The organism is Deltaproteobacteria bacterium (assembly GCA_018668695.1).
Taxonomy (GTDB): Bacteria; Myxococcota; XYA12-FULL-58-9; order XYA12-FULL-58-9; family JABJBS01; genus JABJBS01.
On record JABJBS010000264.1, the window covers coordinates 1 to 22133 of the forward strand.

General features: G+C 51.8%; 20 protein-coding genes. 7 read left to right on the top strand and 13 right to left on the bottom strand.

Features of this window, described 5'->3' with window-relative positions; genetic code table 11:
* The 11 genes from HOK28_14090 to HOK28_14140 all read right to left on the bottom strand — a co-directional run.
* A partial coding sequence (locus HOK28_14090; protein MBT6434225.1) for a hypothetical protein occupies positions 1-247 on the bottom strand: 247 nt, incomplete at its 3' end.
* A gap of 2 nt (positions 248-249) precedes the next feature.
* On the bottom strand, positions 250-1026 hold the full coding sequence (locus HOK28_14095; protein MBT6434226.1) for a hypothetical protein: 777 nt from the start codon (positions 1024-1026) through the stop codon (positions 250-252).
* A complete protein-coding gene (locus HOK28_14100; GenBank protein MBT6434227.1) occupies positions 1026-2909 on the bottom strand; it encodes a diguanylate cyclase in 1884 nt (627 codons plus the stop codon). The genes HOK28_14095 and HOK28_14100 overlap by 1 nt, the downstream gene beginning before the upstream one ends.
* Complete coding sequence (gene dapF / locus HOK28_14105) at positions 2909-3733, bottom strand: diaminopimelate epimerase (protein ID MBT6434228.1); 825 nt, start codon at positions 3731-3733, stop codon at positions 2909-2911. Before dapF ends, HOK28_14100 begins: the two co-directional genes overlap by 1 nt.
* A 49-nt stretch (positions 3734-3782) precedes the next feature.
* Positions 3783-4730 (bottom strand): 3-deoxy-7-phosphoheptulonate synthase, encoded by a 948-nt coding sequence (gene aroF, locus HOK28_14110; GenBank protein MBT6434229.1) that lies wholly within the window; start codon positions 4728-4730, stop codon positions 3783-3785.
* Between the two features lie 71 nt (positions 4731-4801).
* Positions 4802-5887 (bottom strand): polyprenyl synthetase family protein, encoded by a 1086-nt coding sequence (locus HOK28_14115; GenBank protein ID MBT6434230.1) that lies wholly within the window; start codon positions 5885-5887, stop codon positions 4802-4804.
* Positions 5874-7700, bottom strand: a complete 1827-nt coding sequence (locus HOK28_14120; GenBank protein MBT6434231.1) for an AMP-binding protein — start codon at positions 7698-7700, stop codon at positions 5874-5876. The genes HOK28_14115 and HOK28_14120 overlap by 14 nt, the downstream gene beginning before the upstream one ends.
* On the bottom strand, positions 7697-8764 hold the full coding sequence (gene menC / locus HOK28_14125) for an o-succinylbenzoate synthase (GenBank protein MBT6434232.1): 1068 nt from the start codon (positions 8762-8764) through the stop codon (positions 7697-7699). Before menC ends, HOK28_14120 begins: the two co-directional genes overlap by 4 nt.
* Positions 8761-9672: a 1,4-dihydroxy-2-naphthoate polyprenyltransferase gene (locus HOK28_14130; GenBank protein MBT6434233.1), complete on the bottom strand. Its 912-nt coding sequence runs from the start codon at positions 9670-9672 to the stop codon at positions 8761-8763. The genes menC and HOK28_14130 overlap by 4 nt, the downstream gene beginning before the upstream one ends.
* The gene (gene menD / locus HOK28_14135; protein MBT6434234.1) at positions 9669-11504 is read right to left on the bottom strand and encodes a 2-succinyl-5-enolpyruvyl-6-hydroxy-3-cyclohexene-1-carboxylic-acid synthase; all 1836 of its coding nucleotides are present in this window, start codon (positions 11502-11504) and stop codon (positions 9669-9671) included. The genes HOK28_14130 and menD overlap by 4 nt, the downstream gene beginning before the upstream one ends.
* Positions 11432-12916, bottom strand: a complete 1485-nt coding sequence (locus tag HOK28_14140; protein MBT6434235.1) for an isochorismate synthase — start codon at positions 12914-12916, stop codon at positions 11432-11434. The genes menD and HOK28_14140 overlap by 73 nt, the downstream gene beginning before the upstream one ends.
* Positions 12917-13042: 126 nt before the next feature.
* On the opposite strand from HOK28_14140, the gene HOK28_14145 reads away from it, so the two are divergent.
* From HOK28_14145 to HOK28_14160, 4 genes are all read left to right on the top strand, one after another.
* Positions 13043-13663: a hypothetical protein gene (locus HOK28_14145; protein MBT6434236.1), complete on the top strand. Its 621-nt coding sequence runs from the start codon at positions 13043-13045 to the stop codon at positions 13661-13663.
* Positions 13664-13704: 41 nt separating this feature from the next.
* Positions 13705-14475, top strand: coding sequence for a hypothetical protein (locus HOK28_14150; protein MBT6434237.1), 771 nt, complete (start codon positions 13705-13707; stop codon positions 14473-14475).
* A gap of 143 nt (positions 14476-14618) precedes the next feature.
* The gene (locus tag HOK28_14155) at positions 14619-15236 is read left to right on the top strand and encodes a response regulator (protein ID MBT6434238.1); all 618 of its coding nucleotides are present in this window, start codon (positions 14619-14621) and stop codon (positions 15234-15236) included.
* 37 nt (positions 15237-15273) lie between these two features.
* Positions 15274-16452, top strand: a complete 1179-nt coding sequence (locus HOK28_14160) for a hybrid sensor histidine kinase/response regulator (GenBank protein ID MBT6434239.1) — start codon at positions 15274-15276, stop codon at positions 16450-16452.
* Here the strand turns inward: HOK28_14160 and HOK28_14165 are convergent.
* On the bottom strand, positions 16449-16985 hold the full coding sequence (locus HOK28_14165; GenBank protein MBT6434240.1) for a CPBP family intramembrane metalloprotease: 537 nt from the start codon (positions 16983-16985) through the stop codon (positions 16449-16451). The genes HOK28_14160 and HOK28_14165 overlap by 4 nt on opposite strands.
* Positions 16986-17296: 311 nt before the next feature.
* Between HOK28_14165 and tmk the strand changes: the two genes are divergently transcribed.
* From tmk to HOK28_14180, 3 genes are read left to right on the top strand one after another with little or no spacing between them, the layout of a single operon-like run.
* A complete protein-coding gene (gene tmk / locus HOK28_14170) occupies positions 17297-17902 on the top strand; it encodes a dTMP kinase (GenBank protein MBT6434241.1) in 606 nt (201 codons plus the stop codon).
* Complete coding sequence (locus tag HOK28_14175) at positions 17899-18642, top strand: competence/damage-inducible protein A (GenBank protein ID MBT6434242.1); 744 nt, start codon at positions 17899-17901, stop codon at positions 18640-18642. The genes tmk and HOK28_14175 overlap by 4 nt, the downstream gene beginning before the upstream one ends.
* Positions 18643-18680: 38 nt before the next feature.
* Positions 18681-21011: a serine/threonine protein kinase gene (locus HOK28_14180; GenBank protein MBT6434243.1), complete on the top strand. Its 2331-nt coding sequence runs from the start codon at positions 18681-18683 to the stop codon at positions 21009-21011.
* A gap of 65 nt (positions 21012-21076) precedes the next feature.
* Here the strand turns inward: HOK28_14180 and HOK28_14185 are convergent.
* A partial coding sequence (locus tag HOK28_14185) for an Hsp70 family protein (protein MBT6434244.1) occupies positions 21077-22133 on the bottom strand: 1057 nt, incomplete at its 5' end.

Here is a 22133-nt window from a genome sequence, read left to right on the forward strand (position 1 = left end):
GAAACACAACCGGGGTATGCTTCACCTTGGGTAGGTTCGACACAATTTCTTGGAACTGAGTTGCGCCAATCGAACCACAGTCGGCATCGTAGATTATCAATTCGGGAAAACCGACCACAGCTTGCTCTAACGCCGCAGTACCGTCATCAACGCAAAGAACATTGTATTCATTTTCAAATACTTCAACGATATCAGCCCGTACGTCACTTGGCTTCATTGCCACTAAAATCGAGAGTTTATTATCCATACTCAAAGCCCCAACCAGATCGAGAAGACCAAGCGTGTTAAAACGAGCATATCTGCTGGCGCGGAAACATCGCGTTCTGATTTTGTGTTGGTGATTGGTTCATTGTCACCAATAGGTGACACGGTAACAACGAGTTCCAGGCTCGAACTAAACCACCTTAAATAGTCGAGCCTTACCCCAGCTCGACTCGACAAATGCCAAGAAGAACCGATTCCTTCTGTTTCGCCATCCGCAAAAAGCGAGGCCGAGTCACCGGTTTGAACAAGCTTAGAGATCAATTGCTCATCACTTAAAGAATAGTAATAGCCATGAAAACTAAAGCCCCCATCAATTCCAACAAAGGGGGTCCATTGGCGGCTCGGTGCGCGGAACAAATAGCTAAGACCAATACCCACGTCTAAACCCAGCCACTGGGCATCTTGATCTTTACTGCGAGTTTGAGCACTCACCTCGCCATCTTCTCGATAATCCAAAGCTGCTCGGGCCGCATAAGTTTGGCCGCCACCTGTATACAGTCTTAGCTCATAACGCGGGAAAAACTCCCACGTGAGTGCAAAACCAAGATTGTATCCCGCACCTGGATTACTCGTTGCCCCAAAACCTGTGACCACGCCGACCATCGGCAACTGTATCCCAAGGCCCAGGCCAAAATAACCCGGCTTTTCCAGAATCGCAGGCTCTTCTTCAGAAGCCTCCACCATCTCTGTTTGAGCTTGCTGCCCGAAGGCAGGCGCGCAGAGCAAAGAGAGCCACAAAAGGACCATGAGCCGCAAACGCATCAAACGGCCTTCTGCAAACGGTAAGTCAACTGGAGCTTATCCATGAGTTCACTCACCGTGACCCAATCCGATGTATGGTACCCAAGCCACCGATCACCCTGTTGCCTTTTTGCCACCATTCCATAGGCGCAATGCTTTGAGAAAAACAGCACCACTTCATGATCTTCAAGGTCTTCGGGAGAACCCACCAGCTGAGTTAAATTCTCAAGCTCAAGCCATGGTCGAAATAATTCCTCGTTCAGGGTGTAAACCTTAAGTTGACCGTCTTCGAATTGCCCCTCGAAATGTTGTAAGCGCGAAAGGTCGGCACTGACTCGGCCCGCCAAATAGAGCCAACCCAACCCTGCGCTCTGCGCCATTGCTTCGCGTAGAACCATATCACGAACAGCCGCTATGCCATCCGGCGTAATCGGACGCCAAGTGCAAGCAGGAGCTGCCAGTTCCTTGCGATTTCCAACAGGGCCAAACTCTTCTTCACTCATCACCGGTGGTTCAATCAGCATCTCGGCGGCATCCCAAAACCCGAGTCGCCGAACCATTGGGTTCGCAAAAGAAGTTCGTTGGTGCTCGCGCATCCGCCGCATAGCAGTCGTCATGAGGGCAGACACTTCGTTTCCATCACCAGGTAAAGCCGCCAGCCCAAAGCAGTAGGTCACACGATGTTTGTCGCAAATTGAAGACACTGCAGAATCCTGCTCTAATCCTTGGCGTATTCTCTGTCCCACAATGAGACCGGCCAAATAGGGACTTTCTGGCAACATCACGGCATAAGTGTTGGCCGAAAGCTGAGCCACAACATCAATTCCGCGAACAGCCTGTGCCATCACCGCACTTGCATGCTCACTCATCTCGCGCACTTCATCCGGTAGAAGGTGTTCTTCAGAGCCGCTGCTGTTGGCATATGAAACCAAGAGTAAAGTGAGCGGCCGGCGATAACGCCGAGCACGTTGCAGCTCTCGATGAAAACAATCTTCGAAATAGGCCCGTGAGTAACAGTTGTAACTATGAAGAAAACTTGATCCGCGTTCCTCTTCAGCCTGCAGTGAAGTCAGCGCTAATGCCGCAGCATCAACCAGATGACGCATCGCTAACTCAAGCTCTTCATCTTGATTTCTTGCGGGGACACCGAGGGCTTTGAGGACCCCGACCACTTCTCCGCGATGCATCAAGGGCCACTGAACGGTCAGCCGGTTTCCTTCATCGTCGGTTTCTCGGCTATGAGCATTTCCTGAGCGCAGAGTATGTTCACCGGTAGCTTCCCCAAGTCGTAGAATCGGTATCCGCCACTCAACGCCCTCAACCCCGGCGCTCGCAATAAACCTCAGCTCACCTCGGCCGTGGATGTCCGCCCATAAAATAGCGGCGTCCGCCCCACAAATATCGACAAATCCATCAACAATGGCTCTTGATAAACTATCAAGGTCTCCGATTTGGTTAAGGTGCAAACCAAGGTACTGAACCCGCTCGCGTAAGCGCAAATGAGTCCGCTCGGGCTTAGGTGTCTCAAGTTCGGACAGAAATATATCGAGTCTGTTTGCAAGCCGCGCAACATCATCTTCTGACACATCTTGATCGATGTAATCAAAGACGCCTCGACCACGAAGCTCTACAGAATTCGCTGAGTCGTAGCGGTTCGTTACAATGATAAGTGAAATAGGCTCAAGCCCATCGAAACAGTGCTCTGCGAGAATTTGTCCTTGTGGGGTTGGCAAAAGCTCCTCAGCTAGAATGACGGCTCCGAACCGGGTCATGCGAAATTCCCGCAACCCTTCACCCACGGTAGCCACCACACAGACTTCAATCAAAGCTTTTTCCAAGACACTGCGCCAACGGCCCGCAACTTCAGGATCTGCGTTCACAAAAAGTATCGGACTTGCAGTCATCAGTTCTCCCAGGTGCCAGTAAACACTTTACGGGCGGCACCCCTCATGGTCACAACATCATGGTCATCTACGCAAATATCCAGCGTTCCGCCCGGTAAATGCACAGCACTCCAATGGTTACGCTGCGCGAGACCGGCCCGAACCGCCGAAATTCCCACAGCACAGGCACCGCTTCCGCAAGCCTGCGTAATCCCTACCCCTCGCTCATACACAACTGTTTCAAAACCGTCCTGATTTCTGCGTACAAAACCAACATTCACCCGATCTGAAAAATCTTCGTGGGACTCTAATGAAGCGCCATACTTCTGCGCCAACATCATCGGATCCTCGTCGGTAAATATCGTAACATGGGGGTTACCGAAAAAATGACATCGGCCGGTAAATTCTTTGTCTAATACACTGAGGCTAAGTGGCTCACCCTCATGTGCCCTGCCAGGGAGTGTCGCGTGTCGCGTTAACGGTTTACCCATAACAACTAAAAAAGTACCTGAATCCACGCGCTCACATGAGTAAACTTCTTCGCTGACCACCAATTGCAACTTTTGAACATCGGGTGCAACTGCGCCCAGATCATAGAGAAAGCTCAAAATACAACGCATGCCATTACCACACATACCCGCATCGCTGCCGTCTGCGTTTTGAACCTTCATCTCAAAACTGGCTTTAGGGTGAGACCAGAGGGCTAAAATACCATCGGCGCCCACACCTCGGTGGCGGTCGCAAATCTCGCGAACCTCTGCCTCGGGCAAAGGCTTTTGCCACGCACGCGCGTCCACGACCACAAAGTCATTACCCGCACCCTCATATTTGGAAAATTTAATCACTCTTTAATGTCTCCCAAGAAGCAGAGAAGACCTCAAAGCCAGATTGGAATCAAGTGTTCAGAGAAGACCGTGGGAATCGCTCAAAGAGGCGTGCAGCAGCGCAAACAGTGCTCAATTCGGCTTCCGCAACTGCTTGAGGGCCGTCGCTTAAAGCTTCTTTCGGATTTAGGTGAATTTCGACCATGACACCATCGGCGCCTGCCGCCAATCCAGCTCTCGCCATCGGCACAATCAGATCACGGCGTCCCGTACCGTGGGAAGGATCCACAATCACCGGTAGTCCGTAAACATGCCGCAGAAGCGCTACCGCCCCCAAATCCAACAAATTTCTAGTCTGCGTCGCAATACCCTGTACCCCGCGCTCGCAAAACACCACTGAACGAGCACCAAAGGCCAAGAGGTGCTCCGCCGACATCATCCAATCCTCGACCGTCGCGGCCATACCTCGCTTAAGCAAGACAGGTTTAGCCATTGCACCCACGTCCTTAAGGAGTGAGAAATTTTGCATATTGCGCGAGCCAATTTGGATCATATCCGTATTCTCAGCCACCACACACACATCGTGTTCACTCATGACTTCGGTGACGAGCTTCAAATCATTAGCTCTGGCTGCTTCACTTAACCACTTGAGCGCCGGATCGCCTCTCCCACGGAATGAATACGGCGAAGTTCGAGGCTTATAGGCCCCACCTCGCAAGATTTTCGCACCCGCCCGCGCCGCAATCGTCGCCAGCTGATGAATCTGCTCTTCGCTTTCAGCGCTGCATGGACCTGCCATCACAACAGGTTGGCTATCTGCACCAATCGGTAAATCACCAATCAAAGCTGCTTGACCCTTGAGCATATCAAGCTTTGGGTGACCACTTTTAGGTAGCATCACATCGGCTACACCGGCGATGTCTAATAAACTCTCACGTGAACAACTCGACGAATGAGGCTCGATTAGAAGGACCGGCTGAGGTCCATCACCTTGAGCAGGCTGAACCCATTGGCCCATCGCCTTGAGGCAGCTAGCAACTTCCGCCGCATCTGCCCCAGTCTCCAGAGTGATAATTTTAGCTGAGCCCATCATAAACCTCGATTCACAACGGTTTCCACAACAGTGGTCAAAGCATCTCGCGCACGCCCGCTGGGAGTATATTCCAACGCTAAGAGGGCTTCATCCGCCAATTGGCGAGCTCGCAGCCGAGTATCTTCTAAGCAGTTGGTGGCTAGAATTTTTTCACGGATCATCGCCGCGTCGCTCAGGCTTAAAGCTTGGTTGGACATCGCAACTTCGCGCAGCATAGTCTCGACTTTGGCATCCCGCTCACATGCGAGAATCAACGGCCAAGTAAGCTTACCCTCTTGAACGTCTGTCAAAACGGCTTTGCCCGTCACCAGCGGATCGCCTGCAAGGTCGAGAATGTCATCGACGATTTGGAAAGCCAGACCTATCATCACACCGTATCGACCAAACGCATCCACTGCCGTCTGAGTTAAGCCGCCCGCTGTGGCTCCTGCTCGTAAACCCCAGCGAAAAATCGCCGCAGTTTTTCCATAGATGATTCGATGGTACGCATCTCGGTCTGGAACGAATTGATTTCGCCTTTCAAGCTGCAGCGCTTCAGCCTTCACCATCAGGTCAATCACAGTCATCAAGCTCGAGAGAAGGTCCATGTGGCCCGTACGCTGAACACGGCGCAATGAGTCGATCAGCAGATAATCGCCTCCCAAAACACTTGCCGAATTACCGTATACAACCCGGGCGGTCTCAGCACCTCGGCGATAATCACCCTCGTCCAAGACATCGTCATGTAAGAGTGTAGCCGTATGAACCAGCTCGCTGGCGACAGCGAAGTCACGAACCTTTTGATTCATTCCCAAACCACCTGCTCGAGCAGCCAAAACCACGCAAAGCGGTCTGACACGCTTCCCAGGCTGGCAACGCAGGTGCGCGGCGGCAAGATCGGCTAAATCCGCACCATCAGGAGCCTTTTGAGCAATATCTTGCTCGAGACTCAAGAGGTCATCGGCCAACCAGGCTTTGATTTCCATAAGCTTTGCAGTCAAATCTTCCATGCCGGCGGTCGCGCTTGCACGCACCATCGGTTCCATCACCGCGGAAGGTGATTCATAGTAACTACTTGCAGAGGGGACGCTAAAGTGATTCATCACAACTACCTTCTGACTGATTGCCGGAGCAACCATGGCTTTTCAACATATCGTCACTGTTCGTTTCAACGAGGTCGACCGCGCTGGGATCGCCTTTTTCGGCAGGGTCTACGAGTACTGCCATACGGTCTTCGAGGAGCTCTTGGTGGCTATGGGTAACAGCATCACCAACGTTTTTGATAACGGGAAATGGGGCATGCCTCTCGTGCATTCCCACGCCGACTACAAGCGGCCCATGCGGCTCGGTGAGCGCCTGACCATCGAAGTCACGGTGCCCAAGGTCGGTGGAACCTCCATCACCTTCGATTACAGAGTCCTGGGCCCCGAGGGTGATTTGCGATGTACCGCTCAGCTCGTTCATGTCATCGTCGACCTTGCCACCTTCAAGCCTCGCGAGGTTCCCGAAGATTTGCTTGAGGCCGTTCGTCACTTCAAGCTCACGCCCGAGCCCGAGACTGCCAGCGACGCTTCTTAGTGTCTTTCGATCCACCTTACCGATGCCCGCTTGAGGTAAACATTCGCCCAGGTAAAACACATCCGGGATCTCAAACCCACTGAGGTGCTCTTTAAGCCCCTCACGCAAGGCGCCATCACTGATGAGCGCTGCATCATGCTCATGGGTCGTAATAAATGCCACGGGACGGCTTCCCCAACGACTGTGAGGCACGTCAACCACGGCGGCGCTCTCGACCAGACCAAGCTTCAGCAAAGCTTCTTCGATTCTGCGTGGCGCTATATTCTCACCGCCTGAAATCATGATGTCATCGGCGCGGCCAAGCACATGGACGCAACCTCGCTCATCAATGAATCCTCGATCGGTTGTGGCAAGCTTACTTCCGGCCACCACGGGGCCTTCAATCACGAGCTCGCCGTTGTCCTCTTTGACCCGTGCGAAAGTAAGCGACGGACCACTGCCCGTGTGCTCACTGAAGTCTCCAGGAAACCGTGTGGCTACTTGAGAAGCTGATTCAGTCATTCCCCAAGTAAGTGAGACGGGGTAATCAGCAGCCTTGGCTTCTTCCAAAATATTTGACGGGCATGCATCACCACCAATTAAAATCGCACGCAAATTCTTCGGAGGCTGCGCCCCACCTGAGACCTTCAACACCCGCCGCAACATTTCAGGAACCAAAGAGCAAAGACTCACTTCATTGGAGTGAATGCGCTCGGAAAATTGCTTGGGATCAAATGGCAACGCGAATTCAAGGCTGACAGCCGCCCAAAGCGCTCGCATCACCATGGAAAGGCCACCCACATGATTCAGTGGCAATGCGCAAAGCCACCGGTCACTTAATTCATGGCCTAGGCGAATCATTGAACCCATCGCACTGAAAAGTAACTGCGAGGTGGTCATCGAAACAATACGGGGTTGCCCAGTCGAGCCCGATGTTGCGAGCATCAAGCGAACATCTTCCAGTCCCCAATACGTTTCTTCAAGTATCGGCTCGGCTCGCTCGCTTAGGCGAATCGTATCCTCGTGAACACTCTTTAAATCTCCGCAAAGCCAAAACTTAACCCCACAGGCTTTAGCCAGGTCGAGGCTTTGGTCCTGCGGCAAATCTACCGCCAGTGGAACCGCAATCGCCCCCAACCAGCCGATGGCGTGTAATCCAACAACCCATCTCACATCGTAATCGCCAACCAAAGCTACTGCGTCGCCCGCGGTAACACCCTGCGCACGAAGACTTGAAGCCAATGACTGCACTTCGTGCAAGAGTTGGCTGTAGCTTAAGCTCAGGTCCTGATCAGCTAAGGCTAGATGCTGGGGCCTTGAAAGAGCCGCACTTTGAAGTGGGTGAGGAATCATGCTCATAAACATACCCTCATATCGTAAACGCCAAGACCGGCAGCCTCGGACAAATGCATGAAACCTTCCAATGGTTCCGGCAAATTCCCCGAATCTTCTGCCAACCAATGACCGGTATCGAGCCCGGCCGGAATACTCAATGGACCCGACAAAGCTGCGGCCACATGCAGCGCACTGGCCCGGCCAATGGCCGAATCAAGAGCCGTGGTAATCATGACCTTAACGCCTCGCTCTTGAGCCAACCGGCCTAGGGCATAGGTCAAAATAGGACCACCACAAAACATCGGTTTGAGCACCACAATCTTCGCGGCACGTTTTTCGAGAACGTTGATTACTTGAGCGGCCGTTCTCACAGACTCATCGGCTGCTACCGGGATAGGTGACGCTTCACATACCCATGCCAAGCCGTCGATATCCTCAGCGGTAACCGGCTGTTCGATACACTCGATTTCACATGGCGCCATGCGCTTCAAAACATCGATTGCCCAGCCCGGAGTCCAGGCACCGTTGGCGTCTAGGCGAATGTTTATGCCCTCGCCCACAGCCTTACGAACAGCAATTACCCGCCGTAAATCTTCCGCTGCTTCTTGATAACCAACTTTGAGCTTGATCGTTCGAAAGCCCTTTTTAACGGCCTCTAAGGCGCTTGCAGCATCAGCGGCTAAATGCGCTGTCTCAACCTGAGTAACCGCCGCAGGATTGAGGCACTGAGCAACACTCATTGCTTTGTCCTGGCTCAAGCCATCTAAGAAAAGCTGCTCTACGCCGTGACGTACTGAAGGCAAAAGTCTCAAAGCATCGCAATACTCTGTGATGGCACTTAAGTCGTTGCCCAATTCTTTTCTTAAGGCTCCCGATGAATCGAGACTGGTCAGCATCGCCCCGGCTTGGTCGTAGGTTTCTTCACTGAAGTCAGGAAGAGGCGCGACCTCGCCATAACAAATATGACCTAAACTCGTTCGAGCTTTGAGAATAAAACCGTAGCGATGGCGCATTTCTCCGTGAGCGCTGCGAAGCTTTCGAGCCAATGCATAGGCATAAGGCTCAATCTGGATACTTTCCAACTTCACAGATTAACTCCCACCGCGAAGAGTGCGGAATAAATCAATCCAAGCTGAGCAGTGGCTCCCAAAAGCGGGTTCAATGCTGCTCCGTCGGTTCTAAAAACTTGGCCAATTCTTCGGCTCGCAAGCGGCGCACTCAGCAGAGGTAGTAACCAGCCCATGGGCGCTTTATTCAGAGCCACCATAACCAGCGGTAGCACGTAGGCTAATCCCACCAAGAACAAATATTCTCCACGCGTAAATCGCTCGCCGAATCGGACCGCCCAAGTTTTCTTTCCGGCAACCGCGTCCGTCTTTCGGTCTCTTAGATTATTGACGACCAAAATTGCCGTTGTCAGAAGACCAATGGGTAAAGAAATCCAAAATGAATTCCAAGACAACGTTTGGCATTGGACATAATAAGTTCCGCAGACTGCAACGGGGCCAAAGAATACCAAAACAAATATATCGCCGAGGCCAACATACGCCAAGGGAGCCGGCCCACCGGTGTAAAGCACCCCGCAAAGGATACTCACGATACCCAGCGCCAAGATTGGCAACCCACCATGCACCATCAAATAGACGCCCATGGCCAGTGCGAGTAAAAATGTAACGATGGTCGCCCGTGCAACATCCTTCGGCGCAATCCAGCCTCGTTGAGTCACCCGAATAGGGCCCAAGCGCTCCGCGGTATCTGCGCCCTTTTTAAAGTCGAAATAATCATTGGCAAGGTTCGTTCCAATTTGAATCAGCAAGGCGCCAACCAATGCCGCTACCACCGGCACCCAGGAAAAAACTCCATCTGCCTGCGCCGCTGCAGCTCCCAAAACCACCGGCGCCACAGCAGCCGGAAGCGTAGCTGGACGAATCGCCTGGATCCAAATAGCCAGACCGCTGGGTTTGTTGGCCGCAGCCGGAAGTGTTGCACTGCTCATCGTTTTTCCATTTCTAAACTTGCTTGAACCTGGCTCCACAGCTCGCGGTGTAAAGCGGTGTTACTCGCACGCTCACTGCTCACTACAATCACGCCCAGTCCCGGACGGGTAAGTTCTTCGGCTAGCATATCGTTGAGTGTGGAGGAATCGTCGGCCCGGCAAGCTCGAACGCCTGAAGCACGGGCGATGGCCACCAAGTCTTGGTCGTGGGGCGTGATAAAGTTTCGTTCGAAGACCTTCGGATGTTGCGAGATCGGTAGGTGTTCAAAAATACCACCGCCACGGTTGTCGATTACAACAATAGTCATGGGGCAGGTATACGAAGCAGCCACATGTAAAGCGCTTACATCATGCAGGAAGGTTAAATCGCCGCACAACAATAGAGACGGGGCATTGGCGGCCGAGGCCTCTCCAAGCAGCGCGGATATTGCACCATCGATACCATTGGCACCTCGGTGGTGAACCACCTGAGCTTGAGGTGGAAACACCCGCACCATGGCATCAACATCGCGAATAGGCATGCTATTGGCCACATGAAGCAGCGCACCTTCAGGTAAACTCGCGGCCACTTGGCGAGCCACTGCGCCTTCCCAAAATGATTCTTCGCAAAGCTTACCAATGGTCTCTTCTGCTACGAAGCTTGCTCGCTGCCAACGGGTCAACCATGGGGCATCACTGCCTGAACCTTTTAGCCTGCCGGCCAAACCTTCGAAGACATCCACAACATCGGCCTGTACAACCTCAGTCACAACCGCATCCGGGTCGTGCCAGTGTGGATTGGTGTCGATCACAATGGTTTGCTGAGCGTGTGCTGCTGCCCACAAACGAACAACTTTTGATGTGGGCGTTTTTCCAAATCGCAATACCAGCTCAGGCGCGAATGCAGCCGCGACCTTCTCGCCTCGAAGGATAATATCCGCGGGAGCTATTAAATTATCATCACCGTTTAAACGCGCCCGAACCCCAGAACCTGGCTCGGCTATAATCGGCCAACCAAGCCGCTGCGCTACGGATTGAACGTGCTGCGCTAAAGTATCTTCGTTTGGTGTGACGGCCCCATCTCTCGGGCCAGCAATGATCACGCCCTTGGCGCAAGCCTTCATGCTCTCGACTAAAGCGTTTAGCTGCGCGGCAGATGGAACTTGACGCGTCGCCGTTACCTGAACCGTGGCTGGAAGTTCGATTTCTTGAGCCACTTCTCCTGGAGTCCACAGCGGCTCTCTAAACGGGAGGTTAAGGTGAACAGGTCCGGCAAGGTTTGAAGTCGCCGCGGCGTAGGCACGGGCTGCCGTTGCAACAACCCAGGCATCTGATGGGCCATCAAGCGATGGAGTACCCATGTCCAGATATAGCCGAGTGTAATCACCATAGAGTCTATTTTGGTCGATGGTCTGCAATGAGCCAACCGCGCGAAGTTCTTCGGGTCTATCCGCAGTAAGCATCAACAACGGAATGTTACTCTGCGAGGCCTCAATCACCGCTGGGAAATAATGGGCACCGGCTGTTCCCGAAGTACACACCAAAGCTGCAGGCACACCACCGATGCGCCCCACGCCCAGCGCAAAGAAAGCTGCACTTCGCTCGTCTAGAATACGGTGAATACGAACATTCTCTTCACCACGCAGCTCTTGTAGCCACTCCAGTGCAAGTACCAGCGGCGTGTTTCGAGAGCCGGGCGACAGGACATAGTCTTTCACGCCCGACGTGTTTAGGCCGTGGAAGAGCAGCTGGGCCCGCTTTATATTTACCGCAGATAAAGTCACCCGTCGCTTCGCCTTGCCAACATTAAGTTTTGACGGATTGCCAAGAGCTTCATCTTGGTCTCGTCCCACTCGAGTTCCGGGCTTGAGTCTGCAACCAAACCAGCGCCTGCAAACGCCCATGCTTTATTGGCCCGAAGCATCGCCGACCGAATGGCAACGGCAAAGAGCGCCTCACCTTCTGTGGTAATCCAGCCAACCAGCCCTGCATACCAGCCTCGGTCGAGTTCTTCGTATTGCTCTAGCCAGTTGAGCGCTTCGAGAGTAGGTGCTCCGCCAACCGCCGGCGTTGGATGCATTCTTGCCAAGAGCTCCATAATGGTTCGGGGACGGTCAAGCTCACCATGGATTCGAGTCTCTAGATGTTGGACGTTCGAGAGGCGCAGTAAACTGGGCTCGTCAGCTACTTGCAAAGAGCCAGCCACAGGGCTCAAGGCTTCACAAATCGCCTGGGTCACCACTTGATGCTCATGGCGATCCTTCGCGCTGTTGAGAAGCGCTTCACCTAAAAGTGCATCTCCTGAGTCTGTGTCGCCGCGGCGAGCCGTACCTGCAAGAGACACGGTTTCAACTTGCTCCCCTTCAATTCTTAAAAACAACTCCGGCGTGGCGCCAACGAATGACGAGCCATCAGGTTTTCGAATCATAAATACTTTGCAATCGGGGTAACGCTCACGAAGCGCTTGCAGGGTATGAACCGGGGCAAACTCTGTGCCCTCAGGTGCCACTAAGCTCTCGGCGCGGGCCAAAACAACCTTGTCGAAGCTTCCTTTCCTGATGGCCGCTCGGGCGACTTCAACCTTTTCACACCACTGCGTACGCGCATCTTGCCCCTCTTGAGACTCAGGGCTCAACGGAGAAACGACTTTCGAAAATGCATCACGTTGGGAACGTTTTTGAGCGCTGGCTTCGAGTTCTGAGAGCTGACCCAGGCCATCGAGCACCCGTTGCCGGATCTCATCGGCGCTATCTCCAGGATATACAACCGACGTAACCACAGCCCCGCGCTGGTCATCTTGGCGGTGCAAAAGCAAACGTGGTACCCACAGATGACCGTCCTCCCAGCCCTGCCAAACTTCATCGCAACTGCGCTCACGGGGAGCAAAAGAAAAGCCTCCCACGGCAACCGGAACGCCCGGAGAAACTTCCTCTAATGGGTTCAATGAAAGTTGAATCACTTGTTCAGAGAACTCTAAACAACCAGCTCCAGCCTGAGCAAATCGGATCACAGAGTGGACTGGAAAACCAACCTCTTCCCCGATGGCCGCAAAGGAACGATTTTCACGCCCATCGCTCCATGCCATCACCTGTTCGCCAGAGTTGCCAACCAACTCCAAATAATCCAGAAAGCTAGTGTTTACGAGGGTGCGGTGTACTCTAAGGTAGGCGCGAAAGTTTGCCTTACGGGCTTGTAGGAGAGCCTGCTCAATACCGAGTTCCAAATGCAAAAGTGAATTTTGCTCGGGCTTTTGTGCTGCAACCATAATTTTTAATCCTGGTACTGCTGGCGCCATACACTTTGTTCAGCATCTTGTGAACACCCGAAAACAATTAAGTCGTTTTTGATACCCAGCTCGGATTTTCCCTGATAAGGCCAATCCAGGAAGAAGATGAAGACCATGGAAGCCAATAACGTCCCAGAAATCTCGAATCCAGCTGGGCGGCCCCGCCTCGCTCATGAGGAGAGGCTCGAAAAACGTGTTCTGCACGTCTGCGACCGCGCAGGAGCCTTCATCGAATGGTGGGGTTTCAAGGCCATTCATGGCCGAGTTTGGACACTTTTAGCACTTCACCAGGGCCCCATGGCTCAGAATATGATTGCCCAAACCCTTGGCGTTAGCCGCGCACTCGTGAGCCAGGCAATCGCGGAACTCCTTGATTTTGGGCTGGTTCAGCCCGTAAGTGACCATCGAAACGCGCCATATGAAGCCACCGTCGATGTCTGGCCCACCATCAGCGACATCTTAAGAACCCGCGAGTGGATGCTTCTCGAATCAGCCCGCGTCGCCCTCGAATCGGCCATTAATGAAGCTCGGCTCCAAAAGGCCGCGGGGCACACCGTGACATTCGATATTGAACAGATGCGGATGCTGATGAGAATGACAGAATCAGCACAGGCTTTTTTAAAGATGATCGTTGGGCTAAGAGTCCCCAAACCTATGGAAAACTTGGGAAGTTTAGCCGGTAAAGCAGCCTCTTTAATGAAGAATTTCCGAAACCGTTCTAGCTGATTTTTTTACGGTTTTCGATCTCTGTGCTAGCAGATCTGATTATGAAGACCTTATTCAAAGTTTGCTGGATACTCGTTGCGCTGGGCTGCATCACAGGTTGCGCCTCCCACACCAATATCCCAAGCCATGTCCGTATGGCCATTGAGGACTTTCATGGCGGCCGTGTCATGGAGCTGCGGCAATCGTGCTATTACGGCGATCTCTACGAGGACACCGGTAAGTGGCTTCTCTCGCCCCACGCATTCGAATCCGTCCACCATATTGTCGATTTAGACGGCAAGCCGATTCATCCAAGTGGTCAACGCGGCATTGTTCCAGCAGGAACCCGCTTTCTGATCGAGAAAATCGAGTTTCCAGATATTTACGCCATGACGACGCGGATGCTCAGTAGTCCGCGGTACCACACCTGGGTCTACTTGCGCGCTCTCGAAAAACTACCGCTCGAGAGCGAAAAGAGAAGTCATTTCGTAATGTTACTCCCGATGGACCTGCAAGACCGTGAAGATGTAGAATCCAATATTGCCAAGTTACTGGCGCCAGAAGGCGACGTTAGCCGCTGGCTCAAGCAGCGACGACCCAGTGTAAGGGTGGCAATTGCCCACAAAGACCTCAAAACAGGCATGACCCGTGATGAGCTGGTTGCTGCCCGGGGTGAGCCCCACCTTTGGATTGCTCAACAAGGCAGTTACGGTCTCGAAATGGTAGCTTGGTACCCAAGTCATGAAGCCTGGATCCGGAATGGACGTATTATCGACGTTAAACCTGGACGGTCCATACAAAAACGAAAGCCTAGAAAACCGGGCTCTCCCTAAGAAGTATACTTTCCTGGCATTGCATCTACCCAACAAACCGAGCTATTTGGTTACTGCCCCAGGCGACAATCTGGGTTGGGCATCATTTTATCGATAATTCGTTCCCATCGATAGATTATCGGGGCTCAAAACGGGAGAATCCTTTGCCAAGTGCCGCAAAAACCGAAAATATCGCGCCGGAAAGCCTACTGACGTCTTACCAAGTTGGCTCGATCCTGCAGGTAAATCCCAGTTCGGTAAACAAGTGGGTAAAAGATGGCAGAATTCCTGCTTTTCGAACTCCCGGTGGACACCGCAGAATCCGTGCTGCCGACCTTGTATTGTTTCTTCAAGAGCACAGTATGCCGGTTCCTAAAAGTCTCAATAATGCAGCGAAGAAACGATTGCTCATTGTTGATGATGACCCGAAGCAACTCTCAGCTCTCAAGCGTCTTTTGAAATCTTACAAAGAGCGGCTTGAAGCACGTTACGCAACCAATGGAATCGATGCTTTGGTTCAAGTTGGCTCGTTTAAGCCCCAGGTTGTTTTGCTCGACGTATACATGGCTGAGCTGGACGGAATTGAAGTCTGTCGGCGCCTCAAGGACAACCCACAGACCGAAGACATGAAAATCATCATGGTCACGGGACAAGTCACACCAGAAATCGAAAAAAGTGCAATCGAAGCTGGCGCTTCCGAATGTATCAATAAGCCAATCAACCTCGAAGCCCTTCTTGAAAAGCTGGGACTCCCAAACCAGGTAGACGCTTTAAGTTCTTAGGTCGTAACCATCACTCACCTAAAAGAGCTCGTTATCAATGACCACTGTAGAACCGAATCAAAGCCCAATCATTCTTTACGTCGACGATGACGAAGCCAACCGAGTTATTTTTGAGCTATCGTTTCAAGACACCTTCAATATCATGACAACGGAGTCTGGGGTTGAGGCTCTAGAAATATTAAAGACTGAAAATATTGGTGTCGTTTTAACCGATCAGCGTATGCCTAAGATGACGGGTAACGAATTGTTGACCCACGTTAAGGCCGCCCACCCCAAAGTCATTCGTGTCATCCTAACGGCATACAGCCAGCTAGACCCTATTTTAAAAGCTGTGAATGAAGGCCTGGTGGCGCGCTATATTATTAAACCGTGGAATAAGAGTGAGCTTGAAGCCGTCCTCGAATGGGGTATCGAAGCATTCAAACTTGGCCAAGAAGACTCTGCTCTCCAAGACCGACTCTTGCAAACTGAGCGTCTGGTCACCCTCGGCAGTATTGCTGCATCAGTCTTTCACGATTTGAACCAACCCATCGCATATTTCTCGAATAACTGTTTGCGGCTCAATCAGCTCACAGCTGCCTGCTCAAAAATTGAAGAGCTTATGGCCAAAGACACTACGCTCGACAGCGCCAGCCGTGAACTGATGACGGACTTGGTTGAAGAGCTTCCAGAGATATCCAACGACATGAATGCTGGCTGCAAGGTTATGCATGACTTAACCCATAGTATGATGCGAATGATTTCAGAGGACACGGTGACCGAGGATGGGATCGACCCTTATCCAATCATCAGCTACTCCATGAGCCTTTGCAAAGGCAACGCAATCAAAACCCGGGGTAAAATTAATTACGAAGGCCCAACGCAATTGCCTCACGTCTCCATTACGGGAACCGAGCTCACTCAGATTCTATTCAACCTGATCAACAACGCCGTGCAAGCTTTGGAGAAATCTGCAGATCGCTCTGTTGTAACGGTCAGCGTGACGCCCGAACCAAGCGTCATCGCATTTGTAATTCAAGATACAGGTATCGGCATGTCCAGTGAAACGTTGGACCGCGTGGGTAAACCCTTCGTCTCCACCAAGACTGGTGGGACTGGGCTTGGACTGGCTCAGTGCAGACGCTTGGTTGGTAAAGCTGGCGGACAGCTTAATATCGAGAGCACGCTAGGCGAAGGCACCCGAGTTAGTTTTAATATTCCTACCGCCACAGCCTAAGCTTGCTGGGTAAGTTGCTGCGCCGCAGCTCTCGCCTGAATATGATTTAAATTCACAAAGTTGACCAAGCCGTGGGCGATAACACTCGCCCAAATAGTCCCGGTGTAAACCATTAGGCTTCCGAGTAATAAACTCGCCCCGAATGCCAAAAACGGCCAGCTTATAAACCGTCTATCTGGGCCAATGTGCAAAAGAGCAAATACGACTGAGCTGGCTAAAACTCCCCACCAACTTTGGAGAAACCCGCGAAAAAATATCTCTTCGCCCAGGCTACTGGCCACCGCAGCCAAACAGGCATGACGGGGGGTAAACTGTCCAAGCATTTGCCCAAAGCCTTGCGTGAGTGTTTCAACGGATGGGACAATTTTTTCCAAACCTCGGCTTGCAAGGATTAGAAAGAGCCCTCCCGCTATACCCACCACAATGTGATGCAGCATGAGTATCGGCTCTTCTGGAATCAACGCACCAAAGCTCTCTTGCCAGTACATACCGCCAAGTCCAACCAGCGCAAGCCCAACATAGAGCCAGATCAATATGCCTATCCCTCCACGGAGCACATTTCACCTTCTCAATCACGAAAGAAGTTTGAATACGGCCTGAGTTATAAACGGTCATTTACAAGCAAGCTTTACCCAAATTTAAATCACCCAACCATGGAAATGTCGTCTTCGCAAGTCATCTTGTGGCAAAGCAAACATCTAGCGAACGCCTTTTGACGTCACAATCTTGCCCCCTCATCGACTGCTTCAAATCTCTGACTAAACCGTCCTCGACGATTGCAAACGACCCATAGGCTGGGGCATGGTCAGGTGGGCGAGGTATTAGCAGAAAAGGTAAGAAACTCATGAATCAAGGCTTATTGATTGCTCTTGAAGGCGTTGATGGTTCTGGCACAACCAGCCAGCGTGAGCGGGTTGCTGAGGCTTTAAGGGCCAAAGGTCACCAAGTTCACACCACCGCTGAACCAACCACCGGTCCGATTGGGAAACTCCTGCGAGATATACTCACCGGAAACCTACAAACGAGCCCCCAAGCGGTCGCTCTATTGTTTGCTGCCGATAGGCTCGACCATTTGGAGCGAGAAATCACTCCGCAACTGAATCAAGGGCATATCGTCTTAACCGACCGCTACATTCATTCCTCACTCGCCTACCAATCTTTGGCGATGGGTGAAGACTGGGTCATGGCCATCAACCAGAAAGCACGACTCGCCGACCTTACAATTTTGGTAAAAGTGAGTGTGGAAGTGGCCGCTCAAAGGCGCGAGGAACGCGGCGGACCGGAAGAGCTTTTCGACGCCATCGAAGCCCAAAGAAAAATCGCAGTCGCTTATGACAAAGCGTTTGAGCAGGAGAATCTTGGCCCCACCACGTTGGTGAATGGTGAGCAAACCATGCAGGCGGTCACCGAGGCTATCTTGAAACACATCGAAGCACTGGTAAAACCATGAATTCATCATCTACCGCTAAGCCCAAGGCAGCGCTCATCATCATTGGAGCCGAAGTACTCTCCGGCAAGGTATCCGACCTCAACAGCCCCTATCTCATCCGTGAACTCCGAGTCCGAGGAGTAGAACTTACCGAAATCAGAACCATCGGTGATGATATCGAAACCATTGCTGATTGCGTCGCTCAATTATCCCCAACCAATGATTATCTCTTCACCACCGGTGGCATCGGCCCAACCCATGACGATGTGACCATCGAAGGCGTGGCCAAAGGCTTGGACTGCTCCATTTCGAGGCACGAGATGCTTGAAGCCAGCCTACGTAAGCACTTTGGCGACCGCCTCAATGAGAGTCGGCTAAAACTGGCGGATGTTCCCGAAGGGGCTTATGTTGAGATGGTTACACCCGTTTTACCGCTGATTCGCGCTAAAAACGTATTTATCTTCCCTGGAGTCCCTGAGCTGATGGAGCAATCCTTTCAACATATGGCACATGAGCTCAAAGGCGCGCCTTTTATATCGCGCCACGTTAAAGTCCGAGGTTCTGAATCGGCCATGGCTGATCACCTCCGCGACGTACAAAGCACGAATCCCGCAGTACAAATTGGTTCGTACCCGCGTTTTCTTGAGGACGGATGTGAGGTTAAGATAACGGTAGACGGAAGATTAGAAAACGAAGTTGATAAGGCCCTTGAGGAAATCATCACTGGACTAGAACAAGAGCGCATTATTCATCAGAAGTAGATGAGCAAGCGTTAGTTCACAACGAGGCAGCAAAGCTCATGGATCAGGCCCCCGAAAGGCTGCAAAATTATGAACTGATTCGTAAGCTCGCATCAGGTGGCATGGCCGAGGTCTTTCTTGCGAAGCAAAAGAGTGTAGGCGGTTTTGAACGCCTCGTTTGTATCAAATGCATTCTTCCGCACCTAAGTGAACAACACGACTTCATTACGATGTTTCATGACGAAGCACGAATTGTGGCCAACTTCAGCCATCCCAATATCGCACAAATTATCGAAATAGGAATGGACGATGGGCGTGCTTTTATCGCCATGGAATACGTTAAGGGCGAGGACCTGCGTACTCTCTACAATCTTCAAGCTAAGCTTGGAGAACCCGTTCCATTGGTCTACGCGGCCCATATCACTCAAAGCGTTGCCGCCGGCCTAGACTATGCGCACGCACGAACAGACCTAGAGGGAAAACCGTTGGGTATTGTTCACCGCGACATCAGCCCACAAAACATTTTGGTCAGCCAAGACGGTCACGTAAAGGTCATTGATTTTGGTGTAGCGAAAGCTGCCAATAAAGTGAATGAAACACGAGTAGGCGTCCTTAAGGGGAAATATGCTTATATGTCTCCTGAGCAAGCAATGGGCGACCCCATCGATGGCCGAACCGATGTTTTTGCATTGGCCATCACGCTCTACGAAATAACAACGGGAGCACGACTCTTTAAGCGCAAGAACGAGCTAGAAACACTGCATGCAGTCATTGAATGCGAGATTACACCGCCATCAAATATCATTGCAGGCTACGATAGCGAACTTGAGAAGATATTATTAAAAGCCCTCGCCCATGAGCCCAATGACCGTTATCAAACGGCTGGCGAACTTGAAGCTGCACTCCAAACTTACCTCGTCTCCAAAGATTATCACGCACGCCCTAATATTCTCGCGGATTACCTTACGCGTTTGCAGCAGAGCGACTCATCAGAGCCCGAGCCTATATTGGATACTGATGTATCGGTTGATGGATTAACAAAATCTCAAGTTGCGACAGTTGCGAATAAATTTGTCGCGGCCGCGGCAGACGTGGTTCCGGAGTCAGTCCAAGATCCTGCGCCCATGTCTTTCGACGCGGGACAGATGGATGCTGGAACCATTAAACTCGAAGAACCTGAACAACCTTCTGAACCTCCGGAAGAGTTTGCCGATTCGGATGAAACTCAGGTGGTCAACCGACCGCAGACGCTGACCGCTCCATTAGGAGATCCTGAAGCCACTGTGGTGAAGCAAATGTTCGGAAATCAAGCATCCCGTAAGGCAGTCAAAAAACCGCAAACCTCAACGGCCGTTGCCTTACTAAGCGTTACGCTGGGTCTTTTGCTTACCTTGGGTGGGCTATATTGGAAACGTTCTCAAGAACCGGCTCAAGTCGTCAGGTCAGGACCCGTTATCGTCGAGTCTAAGCCTCCAGGTGCCAGCGTTATTTTTCACGGCCCCGGCTCTCGGGCCTGGAACAACAAATATCTCGACGAAAAAACCCCAATCATTATTGAAGAAGGACTGCCCTCGAGCTCAGGTTGGTCGGTGACATTAAAAAAGGCGGGGTTTGAAGATGTCCTTATTTCACTCCCTACTTTTGATCCGGCCCCAAGCCCCGCCACGGTCACCATCCCGTTAAGAATCGAATACGACATCAAGAACCAAGGCACAGTCACCCTCATCTCCGATCCTCCAGGTGCTCATGTTCGGATTGACGGAAACGATCTGATGCAGGTTACGCCCATTCAGGATTGGGAGACCTCTTCAAAAGATGAGCACGAAGTCGAAATGATTTTGCCCGGCTACCTGCCCCACTACGAGGTCTTTAAAGTCGAAACCGACAGTCATCTGAGCATTAGAGTGGAACTCGAACTGGAAAGTGCTCAACTCGATGCAGACTACGTTGGTTCTCAGAGTAAGCAAGACCACATCAAGCATGGCTATTTAACGGTACGTGCACCAACGAGGATGCGGGTGTTTATTGATGGTAAGCTCTCTGGGGTAACGCCCCTCAAGCGGCGGGTGTTAACAGTAGGTGAACATCAGATTGAAATCCGAAACGCACAAAGCGGACTTAAACTCGTTCGTACAACGCGCATTCGACCTGGCAGTACATCTTTGGTGAGTATTTCCAAAAAGAAGGGGTTTGTCTCCATCAACGCCAAGCCGTGGGCCAAGTTTAAGATTGGCGCGCTGGCCCCCAAAGAAACACCATTTCGCGCTCCACTTCTAGAAGGTGAATACGCCATTCGGTTTGAGTGTCCTGATGGGCACACGCTTACTCGCGACGTTTCGATTAAGCCAGGACGTACCACTCCCGTCGTCGTAGACTGCGAAGCTGAGTAAAAAAAAAGCCCCCAGCTCAATTGAGCCGAGGGCTTTTCTAAATTCCTCAATACGAGAACTGCTGCTTAGCGGCTTTCTTCAAATTCCGCATCAACAACATTTGGGTCACCTGCTGGAGGAGCCTCTTGACCTTGGTCTGGAGTTCCAGGAGCTCCAGGAGCACCCGGGCCACCTGCTTCAGGTCCTGCACCTTGGTACATCTTTTCAGCCATCTTATGGCTGGCCTGAGTAAGCTCTTCCATTGTTGCTTTGATGCGCTCGTTGTCGCCTGCTTCCAAAGCTTCTTTCGTTGCTTTGATTTTAGCTTCGGCGTCAGCAATGACTTCAGCGTCGAGCTTTTCTTTGTATTCCTCAAGGCTTCGTTCAACCTGATAGCAAAGAGCATCCGCCTTGTTGCGCACTTCGATCTCATCGCGGCGCGCTTTATCTTCAGCTTCATTGTCTTTAGCTTGATTGACCATATCGTCGATTTCGCTCTCGCTTAACCCACTGCCTGATTCAATACGAATAGTCTGCTCTTTACCGGTCGCTTTGTCGCGAGCCGATACGCTTACAATACCGTTGGCATCGATGTCGAAAGTAACTTCAACTTGTGGAATACCACGTGGTGCCGGTGGAATGTCGCCTAGGTGAAAACGACCGATGGTACGGTTGTCTTTAGCCATAGGGCGCTCACCCTGAAGAACGTGAACTTCAACTGATGTCTGATTGTCAGCGGCAGTTGAGAAAACTTCACTCTTCTTAGTCGGGATGGTTGTGTTGCGACCAATCAAGTTGGTCATGACACCGCCGAGGGTTTCAATACCCAATGACAGAGGCGTTACGTCCAAGAGAAGAAGGTCTTTAACATCGCCAGAAAGAACACCAGCTTGAACAGCCGCGCCTACTGCAACCACTTCATCAGGGTTCACAGAGCGGTTAGGTTCCTTACCAAAGAAACGTGTAACTGTTTCGATAACAAGTGGTGTACGGGTTGAACCGCCGACAAGAAGAACTTCATCAACTTCAGCAGCAGTTTTACCTGCATCCGCCAATGCCTTCTTACAAGGCTCAACCGAGCGTTCGATCAAATCGTGAACGAGGCTTTCAAACTTAGCGCGTGAAAGCTTGAGGTTCATGTGC

Excerpts from the sequence above, each read along its gene's own strand:
- HOK28_14095 (MBT6434226.1), bottom strand. The coding sequence starts at position 1,026 with ATGCGTTTGCGGCTCATGGTCCTTTTGTGGCTCTCTTTGCTCTGCGCG.
- HOK28_14100 (MBT6434227.1), bottom strand. The coding sequence starts at position 2,909 with ATGACTGCAAGTCCGATACTTTTTGTGAACGCAGATCCTGAAGTTGCG.
- aroF (MBT6434229.1), bottom strand. The coding sequence starts at position 4,730 with ATGGGCCAATGGGTTCAGCCTGCTCAAGGTGATGGACCTCAGCCGGTC.
- HOK28_14115 (MBT6434230.1), bottom strand. The coding sequence starts at position 5,887 with ATGAATCACTTTAGCGTCCCCTCTGCAAGTAGTTACTATGAATCACCT.
- HOK28_14120 (MBT6434231.1), bottom strand. The coding sequence starts at position 7,700 with ATGAGCATGATTCCTCACCCACTTCAAAGTGCGGCTCTTTCAAGGCCC.
- HOK28_14130 (MBT6434233.1), bottom strand. The coding sequence starts at position 9,672 with ATGAGCAGTGCAACACTTCCGGCTGCGGCCAACAAACCCAGCGGTCTG.
- HOK28_14140 (MBT6434235.1), bottom strand. The coding sequence starts at position 12,916 with ATGGTTGCAGCACAAAAGCCCGAGCAAAATTCACTTTTGCATTTGGAA.
- HOK28_14145 (MBT6434236.1), top strand. The coding sequence starts at position 13,043 with ATGAAGACCATGGAAGCCAATAACGTCCCAGAAATCTCGAATCCAGCT.
- HOK28_14150 (MBT6434237.1), top strand. The coding sequence starts at position 13,705 with ATGAAGACCTTATTCAAAGTTTGCTGGATACTCGTTGCGCTGGGCTGC.
- HOK28_14160 (MBT6434239.1), top strand. The coding sequence starts at position 15,274 with ATGACCACTGTAGAACCGAATCAAAGCCCAATCATTCTTTACGTCGAC.
- tmk (MBT6434241.1), top strand. The coding sequence starts at position 17,297 with ATGAATCAAGGCTTATTGATTGCTCTTGAAGGCGTTGATGGTTCTGGC.
- HOK28_14175 (MBT6434242.1), top strand. The coding sequence starts at position 17,899 with ATGAATTCATCATCTACCGCTAAGCCCAAGGCAGCGCTCATCATCATT.
- HOK28_14180 (MBT6434243.1), top strand. The coding sequence starts at position 18,681 with ATGGATCAGGCCCCCGAAAGGCTGCAAAATTATGAACTGATTCGTAAG.